Source organism: Halalkalibacter akibai JCM 9157 (assembly GCF_000513135.1).
GTDB lineage: Bacteria > Bacillota > Bacilli > Bacillales > Bacillaceae_D > Halalkalibacter > Halalkalibacter akibai.
On sequence record NZ_BAUV01000010.1, the window covers coordinates 88,899 to 106,015 of the forward strand.

Annotated in this window: 16 protein-coding genes; 12 read left to right on the forward strand and 4 right to left on the reverse strand. The window is 36.7% G+C overall.

Annotated elements, in window-relative coordinates; all coding sequences use genetic code 11:
* Positions 1-43: 43 nt before the first annotated feature.
* Positions 44-1,459: a copper resistance CopC/CopD family protein gene (locus JCM9157_RS08335; protein ID WP_035663797.1), complete on the forward strand. Its 1,416-nt coding sequence runs from the start codon at positions 44-46 to the stop codon at positions 1,457-1,459.
* Between the two features lie 111 nt (positions 1,460-1,570).
* The gene (cysK, locus tag JCM9157_RS08340; protein WP_035663800.1) at positions 1,571-2,500 is read left to right on the forward strand and encodes a cysteine synthase A; all 930 of its coding nucleotides are present in this window, start codon (positions 1,571-1,573) and stop codon (positions 2,498-2,500) included.
* Between the two features lie 301 nt (positions 2,501-2,801).
* Here the strand turns inward: cysK and JCM9157_RS08345 are convergent, their stop codons facing one another.
* Complete coding sequence (locus JCM9157_RS08345) at positions 2,802-3,032, reverse strand: hypothetical protein (RefSeq protein WP_035663801.1); 231 nt, start codon at positions 3,030-3,032, stop codon at positions 2,802-2,804.
* A 364-nt stretch (positions 3,033-3,396) separates the two neighbouring features.
* On the opposite strand from JCM9157_RS08345, the gene JCM9157_RS08350 reads away from it, so the two are divergent.
* Positions 3,397-4,398, forward strand: coding sequence for a DUF3231 family protein (locus tag JCM9157_RS08350; RefSeq protein WP_035663802.1), 1,002 nt, complete (start codon positions 3,397-3,399; stop codon positions 4,396-4,398).
* A gap of 710 nt (positions 4,399-5,108) precedes the next feature.
* Complete coding sequence (locus JCM9157_RS08360; RefSeq protein ID WP_035663805.1) at positions 5,109-6,107, forward strand: DUF3231 family protein; 999 nt, start codon at positions 5,109-5,111, stop codon at positions 6,105-6,107.
* A gap of 57 nt (positions 6,108-6,164) precedes the next feature.
* Here JCM9157_RS08360 and JCM9157_RS08365 read toward each other — a convergent pair whose 3' ends face one another.
* On the reverse strand, positions 6,165-7,205 hold the full coding sequence (locus JCM9157_RS08365) for an ATP-binding protein (RefSeq protein ID WP_035663806.1): 1,041 nt from the start codon (positions 7,203-7,205) through the stop codon (positions 6,165-6,167).
* A gap of 165 nt (positions 7,206-7,370) precedes the next feature.
* Here JCM9157_RS08365 and JCM9157_RS08370 point away from each other — a divergent pair, with 165 nt between their 5' ends.
* The 3 genes from JCM9157_RS08370 (at position 7,371) to JCM9157_RS08380 (ending at position 10,636) form a co-directional block, all read left to right on the forward strand.
* Positions 7,371-8,912, forward strand: a complete 1,542-nt coding sequence (locus JCM9157_RS08370) for a S41 family peptidase (RefSeq protein WP_035663808.1) — start codon at positions 7,371-7,373, stop codon at positions 8,910-8,912.
* Between the two features lie 284 nt (positions 8,913-9,196).
* Positions 9,197-9,529 carry an SRPBCC family protein gene (locus JCM9157_RS08375; RefSeq protein ID WP_035663809.1) on the forward strand — a complete coding sequence of 111 codons (333 nt, stop codon included), beginning with the start codon at positions 9,197-9,199 and terminating at the stop codon, positions 9,527-9,529.
* Positions 9,530-9,670: 141 nt separating this feature from the next.
* Positions 9,671-10,636 (forward strand): alpha/beta hydrolase, encoded by a 966-nt coding sequence (locus tag JCM9157_RS08380; RefSeq protein ID WP_035663810.1) that lies wholly within the window; start codon positions 9,671-9,673, stop codon positions 10,634-10,636.
* Between the two features lie 300 nt (positions 10,637-10,936).
* On the opposite strand, the gene JCM9157_RS08385 is transcribed toward JCM9157_RS08380, so the two are convergent.
* On the reverse strand, positions 10,937-12,310 hold the full coding sequence (locus tag JCM9157_RS08385; protein ID WP_035663812.1) for a hypothetical protein: 1,374 nt from the start codon (positions 12,308-12,310) through the stop codon (positions 10,937-10,939).
* 208 nt (positions 12,311-12,518) lie between these two features.
* Complete coding sequence (locus JCM9157_RS08390) at positions 12,519-13,373, reverse strand: HAD family hydrolase (RefSeq protein ID WP_148296834.1); 855 nt, start codon at positions 13,371-13,373, stop codon at positions 12,519-12,521.
* Between the two features lie 69 nt (positions 13,374-13,442).
* Between JCM9157_RS08390 and JCM9157_RS08395 the strand changes: the two genes are divergently transcribed.
* The 5 genes from JCM9157_RS08395 (at position 13,443) to JCM9157_RS08410 (ending at position 16,744) form a co-directional block, all read left to right on the forward strand.
* Positions 13,443-13,661, forward strand: a complete 219-nt coding sequence (locus JCM9157_RS08395) for a hypothetical protein (RefSeq protein ID WP_035663814.1) — start codon at positions 13,443-13,445, stop codon at positions 13,659-13,661.
* A 157-nt stretch (positions 13,662-13,818) separates the two neighbouring features.
* The gene (locus JCM9157_RS24890) at positions 13,819-13,965 is read left to right on the forward strand and encodes a hypothetical protein (RefSeq protein WP_162831758.1); all 147 of its coding nucleotides are present in this window, start codon (positions 13,819-13,821) and stop codon (positions 13,963-13,965) included.
* 123 nt (positions 13,966-14,088) lie between these two features.
* A complete protein-coding gene (locus tag JCM9157_RS08400) occupies positions 14,089-14,724 on the forward strand; it encodes an FMN-dependent NADH-azoreductase (RefSeq protein WP_035663815.1) in 636 nt (211 codons plus the stop codon).
* A 234-nt stretch (positions 14,725-14,958) separates the two neighbouring features.
* Positions 14,959-15,159, forward strand: a complete 201-nt coding sequence (locus JCM9157_RS08405; RefSeq protein WP_035663816.1) for a cold-shock protein — start codon at positions 14,959-14,961, stop codon at positions 15,157-15,159.
* Between the two features lie 139 nt (positions 15,160-15,298).
* On the forward strand, positions 15,299-16,744 hold the full coding sequence (locus JCM9157_RS08410; protein WP_035663818.1) for a DEAD/DEAH box helicase: 1,446 nt from the start codon (positions 15,299-15,301) through the stop codon (positions 16,742-16,744).
* The last annotated feature ends 373 nt before the right edge of the window (positions 16,745-17,117 follow it).

Here is a 17,117-nt window from a genome sequence, read left to right on the forward strand (position 1 = left end):
TTTCTATTTTGGTAATCATACATAATAGAAAGGGGTGTCTTACATGAGAAAGCAGTTGATCGCATGGTTGTTAGTTATCTCTGCCGTTATGTTTCTTCCTTCTGTTGTAGGCGGACACTCATATATGGAGCTTTCTTCACCAGCGCCAGGTTCGACGTTAGAGGAAGCGCCGACTGGGGTGTGGGTACAGTTTTCTGAACCAATTGATACGAATTTGAGTCAGTTGCGTATTGAAAATGAAGTTGGAGATGTGATTGAAGCTGAGCAATATAGCGTTGATAATTCTTCGATGACGTTAAGGCTTCCACCTTTAGAAAATGGGGAGTATGTTGTTTATTGGCAAATTCTTGCGTTAGATACTCATGTTACGGACGGTTCATTCCAATTTTTTGTGGATGCGGAAGAAATTGAAGAGCCGGTTGTGATCGAGGAGCCTGTTGATGAAGAAGTAGAGGAAGAAGAACAAAATGTTTTCATAAGTGAAGAAGAAGAAGTCGAGCAATTGAAAGAACAGAATCAACCGATTTGGCCAATCTTTAGTCGTATTAACACAGGATTGCGAATCATAGATATTTTTGCAGTGACCTTGATGGGAGGGTGGCTCTTTTTCCACAGAGTACTTTGGCGCAAAGAAGGAGAGGCCTTTACAAAATGGAAGAAGTCTAATCACTGGTTTGAAAAATGGCTTTATCTGATTATCTTCTTTTTATTTATAGCAACTGGGTTTGGACATATGGCGTCGCGTTCGATTCACTTAACACAAACTGCAGTAACAGATCGGATTTTCTGGCAAACACTGGAAGTGCTTTTTACAACGACGACACTCGGAATGGTCAGTATCATCAAGCCAGTCGTTGCGGCGGTGTTGTTTGCGTTCACGTTTAATCAAAGACAATTAGTGGTGGTCATTAAAGGACTTCTTGTGATTCTGTTGATTGCTACATTTGGCTACACAGGTCATGCGTACCATTCCGAACAAATATTGGTGCATACCATTCATATGCTAGCTTTAGTCGTTTGGTTTGGTGGATTAGTCGGATTTATTGTTTATTCCTTCCTGATTAAGAAGCAGCCAGATGCCCTTCGATTCTTGCATGAGAAGTTAAAGGTTTTTTCGAAAATCGCGCTTTTTCTCGTCGTCATTATGGCTAGCTCTGGGTTTGTTTTAACAAATGTGTATCTAGAGTCTTGGAGTGATTTATGGACGACAATATACGGACAGATTTTGTCTTGGAAGATTGGTTTGTTCGCGCTAATTATGGTGATTGCTACCTGTCATCGCTTTGTTTGGTTGCCGAAGTTAGCGAAAGTACAAGAAAGCGAAGAGGTAAGAGGTTTAGTGTGGGGGTTACGATTAGAATTGGTGTTAATCGTTGTTGTGTTGGTGATTGCAGGCATGCTCTCAACAGCATCGCCACCTGCTGATATCCATGGTGATCATCATTACTACTACCACTAAGGCTTGATTCTATTGACGATCTAAGAAAACTAGTGATACCTTTAGTAATGTGAACGAGTACGATTTTTGTTAAAAGTGATAGAAACATAAAAGTTGTTAGGAGAATCAAAAATGACGAATGTGTTTAATGATATGAGTGAGCTAGTAGGGAGAACCCCTCTTGTTCGTTTACAAAAAATCGTTCCTGACGGAGCGGCAGACGTTTATGTAAAGCTAGAGTATTTCAATCCTTCTAGAAGTGTTAAAGATCGTGCAGCTTACAGTCTGATTGTCACAGCTGAAGAACAAGGGTTGATTAAGCCTGGAGATACGATTATTGAGCCGACAAGCGGAAATACGGGAATTGGCTTAGCGATGATGGCAGCAGCAAGAGGATATAAGTCAATTCTCATTATGCCTGACAATTCATCAAAAGAGAGAATTAATATTTTAAAAGCGTACGGGGCGGAGGTGTATCTAACTCCTGCAAGTGAACGTATGCCTGGTGCGATTGCGAAAGCGTTAGAGTTAAAAGCGCAGATTCCAGGTAGTTTTATTCCCCAGCAATTTGAAAATCATGCTAATCCTGATATTCATCGAACAACAACAGCGGTGGAAATCTTGGAGCAAACGAAACAACAGCTAGATGCTTTCGTCGCAACAGCAGGTACGGGCGGAACCATTACGGGTACAGGTGAAACGTTACGTGACCATCTTCCGCATATTCACATTGCTGTTGTCGAGCCAAAGGGATCACCAGTTTTATCAGGAGGAGAACCAGGTCCGCACAAGCTAGTGGGAACGAGCCCAGGTTTTGTCCCGAGCATTTTGAACACAGATGTCTATGATGAAATTGTTCAAATTGCCGATGAGGAAGCTATTCATACAATGAGAGACTTAGCGAAAAAAGAGGGAATTCTAGTTGGTCCTTCTTCGGGTGCTTCGGTGTTTGCTGCAATTTCTATTGCCAAGAAGTTAGGTTCAGGGAAAACGGTCGTTTGTATTGCGCCTGATACAGGTGAGAGATATTTGAGCATGGGTGTGTTTGGAGAAGACGAATAATAAGTTGGAAAAGACCGAATCGTGTAGAGATTCGGTCTTTTTGTGAATGCTTTTTGTGGGATGATTAATTACTATGAACGATTTGTAAGTATTCGAAACAAATGTTTGGCGGACGCCAAGGCTCTTATTTGCGCAAAAAACAATACTTTTATAGGGTGTGAGGACACAGGAGTCTTTAGTGCTAATAATAACAGGAGTTTCACGTTAGAAATAGGTTAATAAAGGCTTTATAGTACTTTTACTCCTGAAAACGCTGATTAAGGGCTCTGGTGTCCTCGCAATATGTAGTTATGCTGTCAAGCTAAACTCTTACATCAAACAAGACACTGTTTTTTCTTAAGGCTAATGTTCCAGAGCCATTTTCATCATAGATATGTATGTTCGGTGAAAGTGTTTCTTCCTTCTGTCGTTTTACCTCTTTAAAGGTTTGGGTCCATTTTGTTTGATTTTGGCGACGATCTCGGGCTTTAAAGACCTGTGTTGGCTTCGGGATTAGTGGATTTTGGACAGAGTAAGGTATGTTGGATATCATGTTGGTTAATCTCCTATCTGTTATGTATTTTAGTAAATTAAATAATTGTCTCTTACTTATCTATATGTAAGAAACACAGGTTTTTAGGGGGTTTGAAGGATAATTGGGGAATAAGTAATGGTTGATTGTGGATTTAACGGATCATCTAGGAAGAAAGTATAGATTTAAGGTAGGACTATTTTTCTGGATTTCTAACTAGGTCCTTCCAAGTATTATGGTTACCATTTTTGGTAGGTTAAATAAGTACTTTGAGAATGTTTAAAAACTTTATACATGCATATAACAATTCTGAAAGTGAGAATACATATTTTGTACAATTTAAGATGATGATAATCCTAACTAGTTTACATAGGGAGGCTTTTGAATGAAAGTTTCAAACATATCACTCACATCTGCAGAATTAGGCTCTATATGGGCTAGTTATATGCAAGAAAGTGGCTCCTTACCTTTATTAAAGTATTTCTTGCAAAAGGTTGAAGATACAGATGTACAACCTATCGTCAATAAAGCAGTTGTTTTTTCAGAAGAACATTTGAATGATTTAACCAGCATTTTTAAAAGCGAAGGGCACGAAGTACCAAGAGGTTATTCCAAGGAAGATGTGGATGTGGATGCTCCTAAGTTATATTCGGATATTTTTGTTCTTCACTTTCTAAAAAATCTTGGGAAAAATGGTGTATCCGCTAACGGATTATCGTTATCTTCTTCTACTAGGGAGGATATTAGAGCATTGTATCTAAGGTTCTTACAGCACTCCATTGAAATTGAAGAAGAGACAAAAAGTATGATGTTATCTAAAGGAATTTATGTTCGACCTCCCGTTATGGAAAATAAACATAAATTAAATTTTATTCAAAAAGAAGCTTTTTTAAGAGGGTGGTTCGGTGAACGAAGGACTTTAACGGCTGATGAGATTGCCCATATATTTATGAATTATCAAAACAATGTTCTTGGGAAAGCCTTGTTGACTGGTTTTGCCCAAACAGCTCAAGATAAAAAGGTTAAAAAGTATTTATTAAGAGGGATAGAACTAGCAACAGATATTGTTGATACATTAAGACTACTATTCGAAGAAAGTTCCCTACCTGTTCCGATGACATGGGATGCAGGAATAACAGACGTAACAACACCAGTATTCTCGGATCAGTTAATGATGTTTCTAAACAACAGTTTATCAGCTGTTTCTTTAGCAAACATGGGAGGTTCACTTGCGCTTAGTATGAGACGTGATATAGCAACTAAATATCTAAATAGAATAAAGGATATAGCATTATATGCGGAGGATGGTTTTGAGTTAATGATTAATTATGGTTGGATGGAACGGCCACCGCAAGTTATTGATAGGGATCACTTGTTGAAAAAGTAGGATCAGAAAAACGGGTAAAGGACTAAGAGGTGGGTGTTGAAATGAAATTAAAACAACTGGTCGTAGTTTTGACATTATGCTTGTTTAATTTATACAGGAGAACATGGACTCTTGTCCCTAAGCATTATAAGAGCTTAGCCTATGTTACCTTTATCAACGCTTTTTATTACTATTTGTTTAAAAGGCATTTGTTATGGGAATTCAACCCCGGCAATAGTAACTGGAGGCTTGTAAGAGCAATACATATGATTTTTGTAGCACCGCTATTAGTGCTATTATATTTTTCTAAACTCCCTACTTCTAATAGTAGGCGAATTATTTATACATTTAATGCAGTTATTTTATCGGCTTTAATAGAACAGGTTATAGCAAAAAGAAACCTGATTAACTATAAACATGGCTGGAACGTTTTTTGGTCTGGTGTTATTTATCTTCAGATGTATGTGTTTAGTCTGCTTTTTAACAAAAGGCCTATTCTCACATGGATTCTTTCCGCTTTTTCGGTGTGGTTCTATATTAGAAAATTCAAGCTACCTTTTACACGCAGATTTTTGAAAGGTCCTTATTTTTTAATTTTTAAACAACAAAGGCCTTCACTATTGAAAAGAATAAAAACGGTTCTCTATCCTTATTACAGTTACCTTCATAAAAGATTTCCATTAATGAAGTCACTATAGGAAAATACTCAATTATTTTAAAGGAGAGAGTAAATGGAATCTAGAATAATCAGGTTGACGTCGGCAGAAATATCAACCCTTTGGACTGCTTATATGAATAACAGTATGGCTAGTTGTGTGTTAAGTTACTTTGTTGAGAAGGCGGAGGATCAAGAAATTAAATCTGTTTTGGAATTTGCTCTAAGTGTGGCAAAGAAAAATGTAAATGGTGCTAAAGTGATCTTTGAGGGGGAGAGTTACCCTATACCAAAGGGATTTACTGAGGAAGATGTAAATCTAAAAGCAAAAAGACTCTGGGCTGACACTTTATTTTTGCATTATGTTGATCAGATGGCTAAATCAGGTTTTGCTGCTTATGGTATGTCTGTTGCGTTGAGTTCTCGCTTAGATGTACGAGAATACTTTAATGACTGCTTAGACTTGAATCAAGAAATTAATAATAAAGCTAAAAATATTGCTTTATCTAAAGGGATTCATGTTAGACCACCAATACTTTCTTATCCAGAAAAAATTGATTTTGTTAAAGAGCAAAGTTTCTTAGCTGGTTGGTTTGGTGACCAAAAACCTTTACTCGCAAGCGAAATAATGCACTTTTTCCACAATGTCCAAACAAATGCGATTGGTAAAGCATTAATTATGGGATTTTCGCAAGTAGCGAGTTCACCGGATGTTAGAGATTACTTCAAAAGAGGAAAAGAGATTGCTATTAAACAAATCAAAGTATTCCATTCTATTTTACAGAATGAAGATATCCCGACACCTATGACTTGGGATAGCGAAGTAATGAATTCTATTGAGGCCCCTTTTTCAGACAAGCTAATGGTTTATCACATAGCTTTGCTGAATATAATGGGGTTAGGGAACTATGGTATGGCTATTTCAACAAGTACGCGCCGTGATCTCATAAAAGAATATATGCGTTTATCGGGTGAGATTGGTTTGTATGCAGAAGATGGAGCTAATTTAATGATTAAGCATGGTTGGATGGAAGAGCCACCGCAGGCTGTAGATAGGGAGAAATTAAGTAAATAACAACATTATTGACTATGAAAAAGCGCAGTAATAATTAACAGCGCTTTTTCATAGATTTTAGTTTCCACATGGTAGCTGTATGGCAAACGTAGTTCCCTTGCCGACTTCGCTTAGTACCTCAATGGTTCCATTATGATTATGAATGGTATTGTATACTTGTGTTAAGCCCATACCAGTACCTTCTGCTTTCGTTGAGAAGAAAGGTGTACCTAAATTTTTTATTTTATCTTGTGAAATACCTACACCGGTGTCTGAAATTTTAACATAAACAGCATTCTCTTTATAAAAATGCTCAACAAGAAGTTGTCCGTCACCTTCAATTGCTTCAAAGGCATTTTTTACAAGGTTAAAAAAAGCTTTCAACAATAAGTTCTTTTTTCCGATTATACTCTGCTCCTCATGATAGAAACGCGTTTCGACTTTAACTCGGTAAAACTGATCTTGAAAGAGAGAAAGCAAAGCTTCTAGTTCTGTAGTGAGATGAATAGATACCGAGGGTTCGTTTTCTAAATCAGGTTTGGCTACTTGAAGTAAGTTAGTCAAAGTCGCTATTGCATTGTCAAGTTCCTTTGAGACAATGTCTAAATATGGATGATAGTGTTCAGTCTTTAACAATTGAACGAAGCCTTTTACCGCTGTTAAGGGATTTTTGATCTCGTGGGCCACTCCTGTGGATATTTCCCCGATCGCAGATAGTTTCTCAGCGTGATATAATTTCTTTTCTGCTTGTTTTCTTTTGCTGATATCTCTTATCGTAACTTGTGCAAGTGCCTCTTCTTTATGTTGGTAGGGAACAGCCATAATCTCGATATCTATTTCTGTTCCATCTGCTTTAATTAGTTTTTGTTCAGACAGTTGAGCAATTTCTAATTCCTCTCTAACCCTTCTTAGACGCTCTTTACATAAATCATGGTAATCAGGATGGAGAAACGTATGGAAATCGACATGAAGTATGTCGAAGTGATTATCAATTCCGACTAACTCTAAAGCTGAGTCATTCGCATAGATAATCTCTTTGTTTCGAAGTACTATGATCGCATTTAATGAATGGTCTATTAATTTTTGAAAGTTTAATTCGTATGTATCATCTATAGCCATTGTGGTAGACTCCCTAAGTACTATTTTATTATAAGTTTAAAGTTTTTTAGATTTCTTGTCATCCTTTTTTGAAAAGTTAAATCATTTGAGAGATTTTATTAGACTTGTTAAAATTAGGAATAGGGATCTGGTATATAGACTTACAAAAATGTGGTGGGTGAGGTAATGAAAAGGTTATGCTGTCTAATTTTCATCGTATCTTTTTTATTAGGTTGTAGTAATAGGCAAACTATGACACTTGATGAGGAGGCCTTAAACATATTAACTTTAATTTCAAATGAAAACAGGTTTTATACTGAACAAGTTTTTGAAGAGTCACCATACTATTTATACGATTATTCAAAGAGCACCGAAGTAGAATTATCAGAAGAAACGCTAGAGTTGTTAAGAATAAGCAATGATACGAGTGTGCCTAAATTAACTATGGAAAACATGATTGAGGATGTTGAATTTTTGCATCTGACCTTAAAATATATGTATGCATTATATGAATATATGGGAGGAGATCAAGCTTTTGTTGATGCTAAGAATGATTTAATTGAATTCTTACTTCAAATAGATGATGACACAAATCTAACTCCAAATCAGTTTAGTGATCTGTTGAGAGAGTATTATGATTTTGTCGAAGATCTTCACTTTTATATCAATCACTCTCCAACTGTAGAAAATGAACATACTTTTTATTTCTCGGAAAGTGTCCATTTTCTTCAGGATGCTAGTGGAGACTATTATCTAGTTGATCATGAGCAGACTAAACTAATGACGATAAATGGAGATAATGATTTAGAGTCTTATTTAAAATACTCATTGACTGACGACGGGGAGATCGTTCTAATACCTGGAATGTTTACGACTTACATAAAACCTGAAGAGAGAGAATGGACGTTTACTTTTGAAGAAAATAGTAAACTGAAAACAAAAGTTATAACCCTAGAACCTATGCCAAATGAGTTACCTAGAAATCAAATAGGTGAATCGTTTGCGGTAACAGAAAAGGCCCGTGTTCCTTGGCTTCAATGGCGAAGTATGTTTGCTTTTGAAGGAGCTACTTATGATTACTATGATCTAATTTCAACAGCTAATCACTTTAAAGAAATGCCTTACTTTGTCCTTGATTTAAGAGGGAATGAAGGGGGAAGTATGATTTTAGTTGAAAAATGGCTAGAAGCTTTCTTTGATCAACCGCTGAGTTGGAGTTCGCAGTCGATTCATTTATTTTCAGATACAAGTAAGGCATTTATAGATGATACAATTAATCTCTATCAATCAACTGGAATATCAAAACAAACATTCGAGGATGATTTTACCGACTTGTTTAGGGTGAAGACTTGGGAAGAGTCTGTTATTCCCAAATGGGAAATAGAAGAAGAGGTAAAACAAACCGTTGAGAATAATTCGACACATATTTTTATATTGGTAGACCATCATACTGCTTCTGCGGCAGAGCATCTCGTCTCAAAATTAAAATTAGCAAACAACACAACCGTGCTTGGTGTAAATACAAGAGGAGCAATCATCAGTGCGAACTCTTTGATGTGGAAACTTCCTCATACACAAGTAGAGATGTTTACTCCAACATTTTTCAACTACAATCCTGATTTGCTGAACAAAGAAGCAATTGGCATACAACCAGATTTATGGGTTACATCAACACGTGTAGAAAATCGAATTATTGCTTTTATTCAGCAACATACTGATCAAGAGTAACATTGGCTAATAGTGTAGCCTTCTTTATAAAGTTCTTGCCATCGAGAGAGAGGTTCTTAATCAATGTAAGGACAAGTCGAAATTTGTGTTTATATGTATGTTTCAAGCTTTGCTGGAATATGATCTTTTGAGAAAAAGTCGAAAGGGGTTAAAAGAATGCCAGCAGCAAGTGAGCGTGGACAGGTAAATTGTAATATTGAAACGATGTGGGATTTCATTAAAAACATGGAAAACTGGGCCCCGTGTATGCAGGATATGTTTCTTTTAAGGAGATTGATGAAAATGTGTCTGTCTGGGCGCTAAAGGGAGATATGGGAATTTTCAAGAAAACGATGGACTTTAAAGTAACAGTGACAGAAAGAAAGATGCCAGAACGTGTGGCTTTTACACTAGAGGCAAGGAAAGAAGGCATAAAAGGTGAAGGGTCATACAAGGCGGTCGCAAAAGGAGAGGGCGTTACCGAGGTTGAATTTAACCTCGATATGACGGGAACAGGATTTCCTGCGAAGGTCGTCAACGCCCTTTTATCTAAAACATTGCCTCGTGACTGTGAAGAGTTAAAAGATAATTTGATTCAAGTGTTGGAAAAAGAAGGTCAGTCGGTTGATGCTAGATAAGTGGATTGTCTGTACAGTCTGTACATTATGAAGTCCTTACACTGCTGTGTAGAGGGCTTTTTTCTTTTTACAAGTATGGAAGAGATCTAGTATACTTGCAAGTAGATAGGAATTTGAAAAAATATCAGCGGGAGAGAGAATATGAAAAAGATAATCATCATTCTAGGATCCGTTGTTGCGATCCTGATCATTGCATACGGATTAGTTGGAAACTATTTTTATAATTTTGCGTTAAGTGTGGACCGGGAAAAGGAATTTATGGAGGATAATCCTAACCTAGCAGAAAGTGAAGCGGTGTTAGCCTCTGTTGCAGAAGAAGCAGAGCTTGCAGACGCGTTGTGGTTGGAACAACAACAGCCTACACAGTTAACGATTCAATCTGCGGACAAGCTAAACCTAAACTTAAATGCTTATGTTTATGAAAACGAATCAGCTAATCATAAATGGGCAATCGTTGTTCATGGTTATACCGGTGATGCGATTTCGATGAAAAGGTATGCGAGAAATTTTCATGAGAGAGGCTATCACGTCTTAGCACCTGACCTTCGTGGGCATGGTGAAAGTGAAGGGAATTACATAGGTATGGGATGGCATGATCGAAAAGATTTACTGCTTTGGATTGAGCAAGTGATAGAGGAAGACCCAGAGGCGGAGATTGTGTTGTTTGGTATTTCTATGGGAGGCGCAACTGTGATGATGACTTCAGGTGAAGAGGACTTGCCTGCAAATGTTAAAGTGATTGTCGAGGATTGTGGCTATAGTTCAGTGAGTGAAGTGTTTGTATATCAGTTAAATGATCTTTTTGGCTTACCGCCATTCCCTGTTATAAACGCAGCGAACACGGTAACTAACTTTCGTGCAGGTTATGATTTATATGAAGCCTCTGCTGTAGAGCAAGTGGCTAAAAGTCAAACACCTATTTTGTTTATCCATGGAGACGCCGATACGTTTGTACCATATGAAATGTTAGATGAAGTATATAACGCAGCAACTGTAGACAAAGATAAGCTTATTATCGAGGGTGCGGGCCACGGTGATGCGGAAAAGGTTGATCCTGTAAGGTATTGGAACAGTGTATGGAGTTTTGTTGAGAAGTATATTGATTAATGTGGTGAAGTAGTGTTTGAGGTGGGGACACAGAAGACCTTATATCATCAAATGCAGTATCTTTTACTTTTACCCTCTAAGTGGCTAGAGAAGCCTCTGTTGCCTAAAAGTGGGGTATGTTCTAGTAATTTAAATGTTATAACAAACCTGGTGGACCTTTTATGCTTGAGGAATAGCTATTTTTACGAGAATAGGGAACTGATTGCCCTCACGTTTTTGTTATTGAATTAAATAATGTAGAAAAAATTGAAGGGGTCTGTCCCCCAGTGCGTTAAAGCGCTGGGGGACAGACCCCTTTTTTTATTTATGTTTTAAAAGTTGCTGATAGGATTCTCCTTCCTCGTGTTTTCCTAGTTTGAAATACGTTTTCGCGAGCCATTGAACGGGTTCGGTTCTATTTGGGTTTAATTCCATGTCCCAACAAAAACACTCGATGGCTTGTTCGTACTGTTGTAAATCGAAGTAATGTGTACCGAGCTCTAATTGACAATCGGGGTTTTCTTTTAGTTTGACCATCTCGTTTATCTTCTGGACGATAGGTAACTCTTGAGAATAGGGTATTTCTTGTAACCAAGTTTGTAACTGAGTTAAGCTTTGCTCCTTTAAAAGGAGAGGAAGTTCAGTTAATAGAATCTTTTCTAAGTGAATTGGGTGATGCTTGAATAAACGAAATAATCGTTTAGACGTAACATCTATAGGAAGATTTAAGGTTGAAAGTGAGACCTTCTCAAATAAATCTGGGAGTTTCAATGTTTCTTTCTCGGAGAGTTGTATTGAATAGGCTAAGAGCAAATCAACGGCAGCTTTGAAATCTTGTTTCGTGATGAGACGTTGATAAACATCTTGATGAAGGCTTGATTTAGGTGAAACAGTGGGAAGTAGGGACTGAAGACATTGCAAAAGTTCATCTTCGTTAAGATATGTAGAAAGTGTTTGAATAAGGTTTGGATAGTTTAAAGCTTTAGGCTGTTTTAACCAGTTTGTGATTGAGATTATCATTAAATCTAGATGACGATTTTGTTGTTTATAGAGGTGTATCAGGAGATCATAATGGTTTTCTAAATCTAGAAAGCATGTTTGTTCTACATAAATCGGATCACTTGCTAGTAAGGAAGAGAGAGGTGCTTGAAAATGCTTGGAAGCTGAACTGTAGTCGGGATGCTGTGAAGTGGAAAGGAGCCAATTTTGCTTATAACCTCTAGAAAAAAGAATTTCTGCAAGGCGATAGGCCCCTAGTATTTTCCCGTCGCGACGGTGGGTAAAGAAGCAGTCTTTTAATAGGTTTTCAAGTTCTAGAACAGTAAGATATGAATCAAAATAGGAAAAGATTAATACTGATTCTTCAATGGTAAAGTTTATTTTTATTTTACGTAGAAGTTGGGTAATGGGTGTGACCGATATAGTTGTCGTAGGGGAAAGTAGTTTTGAAAACAGTGGATTAGGTGTTTGAATGTGTGAGCCAAATTGCTTAACCTGACCGAGAAAAGAAGCTCCATCAAATTTGACTAAGGGCTGAACTGTTAGGAATTGATCTTTGTAGAAAAATAGCAAGTAATTCAGGTCATTGGAAGCTGTACATTCTATGATCTTACATTGTTGAAAAAGCGTCAATTTCTGTGCTTGGAGTGTTATTGGTTGGTTATTATCATTTAAAGTCCAGACGGTTGGATGCATAAGGCAACCTCCTTTTTTCTTACTATAACATATATTTCATGTTGAAGTGAAAGTGGTCTAGAGGTGAGGAGGTTGGAAGAGAGAGGGGAATGAAAAAGCTATGCTTTTCTGATTGTTTTGAGAGGAATATCTATTCCTCTCAAAGCTTTAAACACGAAGGTGGAACGTGACTTAAGGAAATGGTGACTTCCTAAAACGTCTTTACTTCTTAAAGAATAAAATGTTTTCTGAGATACTGATAAACTCCATCTTCATCACAAGTGAACTCAGTTACGTCATCAGCTAGATCTTTAATATGCTCTGGAGCATTCTTCATAGCAACAGAGAAATGTACGAATTTTAACATAGGTATATCATTGTCACTGTCACCGATAGCCATGATCTCAGACTCTGTTAAGTTGAACTTTTCTAGTATTTGTTTAATACCTGTAGCCTTATTAATATTTGCTACCATGACTTCGACGTTATGTAAAGACGAAATGGATGTTGTAAAATCTATCTCTTTTTTTAAAAGATTAAGTTCGTTTTTCCATTTATTAATGTGATCTTTTGTTCTAGCAAAGAAATAGAATTTTGAATATTTATCCCCAACTATATGATCAGCCCAAACTATCTCTTCTTTGATAGCTTGCTTGCGAGAAAGCCATTCATTGATTCCGACATCATCTGGTTTTGGATCATTGATTTCCGCTTCTACATATGATTGGTCTTGTTTTAAAGTAATTCGATCTGTGCCGTATGGGAAGAGTTCGTAATATACTTTGTTTTCTCTTGCCTTTTCAATTATTCTTTCTACTAATTCTTTTGACAGAGAATGTTCAAACGCAGTTTTTTCTCCGATGTATCCTGCCATTCCATTTGAAGTGATGTAACCATCTACTTGGAAACCATCTGGTACAACACCTTTTATTTCATCATAAGATCTACCTGTTGCAATAAAAACGAGTAATCCTCGGTTTCGCAATTGATCAATGATTTCTTTTGTATGGATCGTTACTCTGTTCGAATGATTCAAGATTGTGCCATCCATATCTAAAAAGATCGCCCTTGGTGAAAATTCCACTTTCATTCCCCCTATATATTTGGTTATTCGGTAAGTATACACGTTTTTTATATAGTTGAAAAAATAATTATGAACTTTTTATTTATAGAGGAAATTGAACTTGCTAAAGCCCTTGATGATGTCACAAAAGGGAAATACGAGAAGCTTCCATTGAAAACAGGTGAGTTTGAACAGCCATTCCTTGCTTATAACATTATGATTGAAGAATTAAGCTATCCTTTTCTCTTTTCTTACCTATGGTGTAGAACACCTAGTCATAAGTTTCAGGATCTGTTTATTTCTAGGTAAATGGCATAAAAATAATGGTTACTTCCAATAATATACGGGAAACCATTTTGTTTAAAATCAAGTTAATTATATTTTTAATTTTTAAAAAACGTCTTTGCATAGGAATAAAATACTAGTAAAATATAGTTATAATAGCAGTTGTTGGAGGTGAATACATATGGAAAATAAGCCTAATCATTATGATGGAAGCTTACAAAAGGTTGAGTCTTCTGTGGGTGAAACTGCAATTGAGCCTTTTAAACTAACTGATGAGATGAGAATAAACATTAGTGGAAATCCTTATAACGATGTTAATAATGATTAAACTGGGAGGTGTCTTTTTTAGACATCTCTTTTTGATTTAACTAAATTTGATTGAAGTTGAAGAATGGATTTCAATGCTGAGGATATAACTAAGATGCAAATAAATAACGGAAGGAAGAGAAGTATGGCTAAAGTATTATACATTACAGCTCACCCGCATGATGACACACAATCTTACAGTATGGCAGTAGGGAAAGCATTTATAGACACTTATCAAAACGAGCATCCAGATCATGAGATTGTCAATGTTGATCTTTATAAAGAGGACATTCCTCATATTGATGTTGATGTATTTAGTGGATGGGGGAAACTCAGATCTGGCGAGGAGTTTGATCAACTATATGCTGAAGAAAAAGCGAAGGTTGGTCGACTTTCTGAATTGTGCGAGCAGTTTATTGGAGCAGATAAATATATCTTTGTGACCCCTTTATGGAATTTCTCCTTTCCTCCAGTGCTAAAAGCTTACATTGATGCTGTAGCAGTGGCAGGTAAAACGTTTAAATATACTGAAGAAGGTCCTGTTGGTCTACTCACTGATAAGAAAGCCCTACATATTCAAGCGCGAGGTGGTATCTATTCAGAAGGACCTGCAGCTCCAATGGAAATGGGGCATCGCTATTTGGATATTATGATGCAATTCTTTGGAGTGCCGTCTTTTGAGGGGCTTTTTGTAGAAGGCCATGCTGCTATGCCTGAAAAAGCTCAGGAAATTAAAGAAAATGCGATTGCGCGTGCAAAAGATTTAGCTCATACTTTTTAAAAGGTAGTGAAAAGAGCTAACTAATTTGTTAGCTCTTTTTGTTAAATGATAAATGTTTTTAGGAAGTTTACATTAAAAGGTTGCATTTTTAAAAAATACCTGCTATTCTAAAGAAGTTATTTTTGTTCGGTCTATTAAGGAAAGAATAAGTATTTAAACTTTTCGCCTTTGATATCTAATTGAGCAACGATAGTAATAAATGGTGGACAAAGATCCACAAAGGAGATTATACACATGCAACAAGGTACAGTTAAATGGTTTAATGCAGAAAAAGGTTTCGGTTTTATCGAAGTTGAAGGTGGAGACGATGTATTCGTACATTTCTCAGCTATCCAAGGCGAAGGTTTTAAATCATTAGAAGAAGGCCAAAAAGTTACATTTGACACTGAGCAAGGTCAACGTGGACTTCAAGCTACTAACGTAAACAAAGCATAATAATGAAAGGACTCTGTTTTAGAGTCCTTTTTTTGTTGTTTACTGCAAAATAAGTGATACCAGTGTGTCATTTGAGTTGCATATGATGAATGGATCAAGAGAATCCTATATAAAAAGAATAATAAAAAGAGGTTAATATATGAGTGAACGAACATTTAGTCATTATCAATTAAGTGATGAAATTAAAAGATCCCTTACTGTTATGAAATACGATACTCCTACAGAAGTTCAAGATAAAGTAATTCCAAAAGCGATGGAAAACCAAGATCTAGTTGTAAAATCACAGACAGGAAGTGGGAAAACGGCAGCCTTTGGAATTCCGGTGTGTGAAATGATTGAATGGGAAGAGAAAAAACCCCAAGCTTTAATTCTTACTCCGACTCGCGAACTTGCAGCCCAAGTGCGAGAAGATATAATGAATATTGGTAGGTTCAAACGAATTAAAGCAACTGCTGTCTATGGAAAAGAACCTTTTTCCAAACAGAAAGAAGAACTGAAGCAAAAAACACATGTTGTTGTCGGTACGCCAGGTAGAGTGATGGATCATATCGAAAGAGGAACTCTTGTCTTAGATCAAATTAAGTACTTAATTATTGATGAAGCAGATGAAATGCTTAATATGGGTTTTATACAAGATGTCGAGACAATTATTAAACAAGTACCTAAAACCAGAGTAACAATGGTTTTTTCAGCAACGTTACCGCAAGATGTTGAAAATCTTTGCCATAAATATATGAATAATCCTGTCCAAATTGAAATTGTCTCTTCGGGTGTTACAACGAATTTAATTGAACACAGGGTTATTGAAGTAAGGCCGGAAGGGAAGCTTGCGTTACTCAAAGACATAGCAACGGTTGAAAATCCGGATAGTTGCATTGTGTTCTGTAATACGAAAGAACAAGTAGATACGGTGTTTAATGATTTAACTCATGCTCAGTTTTCTTGCGAGAAATTGCACGGGGGATTAGAGCAAGAAGAGCGTTTTTCTGTAATGAATGGATTTAAAACGGGGGAATTCCGTTATCTTGTTGCGACAGATGTGGCGGCGAGAGGGATTGATATAGACAATGTGACGCTTGTTGTTAATTTTGACGTTCCGATGGAAAGGGAGAGCTATGTTCACCGTACAGGAAGAACAGGGCGTGCGGGGAATCAAGGTTTAGCCATCTCCTTTGTTTCATCTAATGAAGGAAAATACCTTCATGCAATTGAAAAATATATTGGATTTCCGATTGAGCAAGCGAAAATTCCTAGTCAAAATGAAGTTTTAGGTGGCAAGGCGGCTTTTGAAGAAAAAATGAGTGGTCGGAGAATTGTCAAAAATAATAAAACGGCTAGAATTAATAAGGATATTACAAAACTGCACTTCTCGGGTGGGAAAAAGAAAAAGCTTAGAGCGATCGACTTTGTTGGCACGATTGCAAAAATACCAGGAGTAACAGCAGAGGATATTGGTATTATTACAATTCAGGAATCTCTAACCTATGTTGATATCTTAAATGGAAAAGGTTCATTAGTGTTACAAGCGATGGAAAACACGCCGGTTAAGGGTAAGAAGTTAAAGGTTAGTAAAGCAATTAAATAATTAAGATAGTATAATGACGATTGTTCCGATGAGGGGTGATCGTCTTTTGGGTTCAAGGTAAGGGTTGTTTAGTTTTAATATTTCAGGGTAATAGTAATTTAATGCTTGCTACTGATGGTGGGCTATGATAGATTATTAAATCTACCCAAAAAAATACTCAATTTCACTATTGCGTAGAATTAATTGGTGTGATATAGTTTTACTTGTCGCTGTTAACAATTGGTTCTAACCTAAACAAATTGCAATAATATTTTACGGAAGTTGTTGCGTAGAATGATTTGTTATGTTAAGATAATAAATGTCGCTACTGATGAGCGGTGAATTAGAGTTCTTTGAAAACTGAACAAAAGCCAAGCGAAAAGAGAAAACGCGG

Coding starts and splice junctions, on each gene's coding strand:
- JCM9157_RS08335 (WP_035663797.1), top strand. CDS start 44: ATGAGAAAGCAGTTGATCGCATGGTTGTTAGTTATCTCTGCCGTTATG.
- cysK (WP_035663800.1), top strand. CDS start 1,571: ATGACGAATGTGTTTAATGATATGAGTGAGCTAGTAGGGAGAACCCCT.
- JCM9157_RS08345 (WP_035663801.1), bottom strand. CDS start 3,032: ATGATATCCAACATACCTTACTCTGTCCAAAATCCACTAATCCCGAAG.
- JCM9157_RS08350 (WP_035663802.1), top strand. CDS start 3,397: ATGAAAGTTTCAAACATATCACTCACATCTGCAGAATTAGGCTCTATA.
- JCM9157_RS08360 (WP_035663805.1), top strand. CDS start 5,109: ATGGAATCTAGAATAATCAGGTTGACGTCGGCAGAAATATCAACCCTT.
- JCM9157_RS08365 (WP_035663806.1), bottom strand. CDS start 7,205: ATGGCTATAGATGATACATACGAATTAAACTTTCAAAAATTAATAGAC.
- JCM9157_RS08370 (WP_035663808.1), top strand. CDS start 7,371: ATGAAAAGGTTATGCTGTCTAATTTTCATCGTATCTTTTTTATTAGGT.
- JCM9157_RS08380 (WP_035663810.1), top strand. CDS start 9,671: ATGAAAAAGATAATCATCATTCTAGGATCCGTTGTTGCGATCCTGATC.
- JCM9157_RS08385 (WP_035663812.1), bottom strand. CDS start 12,310: ATGCATCCAACCGTCTGGACTTTAAATGATAATAACCAACCAATAACA.
- JCM9157_RS08395 (WP_035663814.1), top strand. CDS start 13,443: ATGAACTTTTTATTTATAGAGGAAATTGAACTTGCTAAAGCCCTTGAT.
- JCM9157_RS24890 (WP_162831758.1), top strand. CDS start 13,819: ATGGAAAATAAGCCTAATCATTATGATGGAAGCTTACAAAAGGTTGAG.
- JCM9157_RS08400 (WP_035663815.1), top strand. CDS start 14,089: ATGGCTAAAGTATTATACATTACAGCTCACCCGCATGATGACACACAA.
- JCM9157_RS08405 (WP_035663816.1), top strand. CDS start 14,959: ATGCAACAAGGTACAGTTAAATGGTTTAATGCAGAAAAAGGTTTCGGT.
- JCM9157_RS08410 (WP_035663818.1), top strand. CDS start 15,299: ATGAGTGAACGAACATTTAGTCATTATCAATTAAGTGATGAAATTAAA.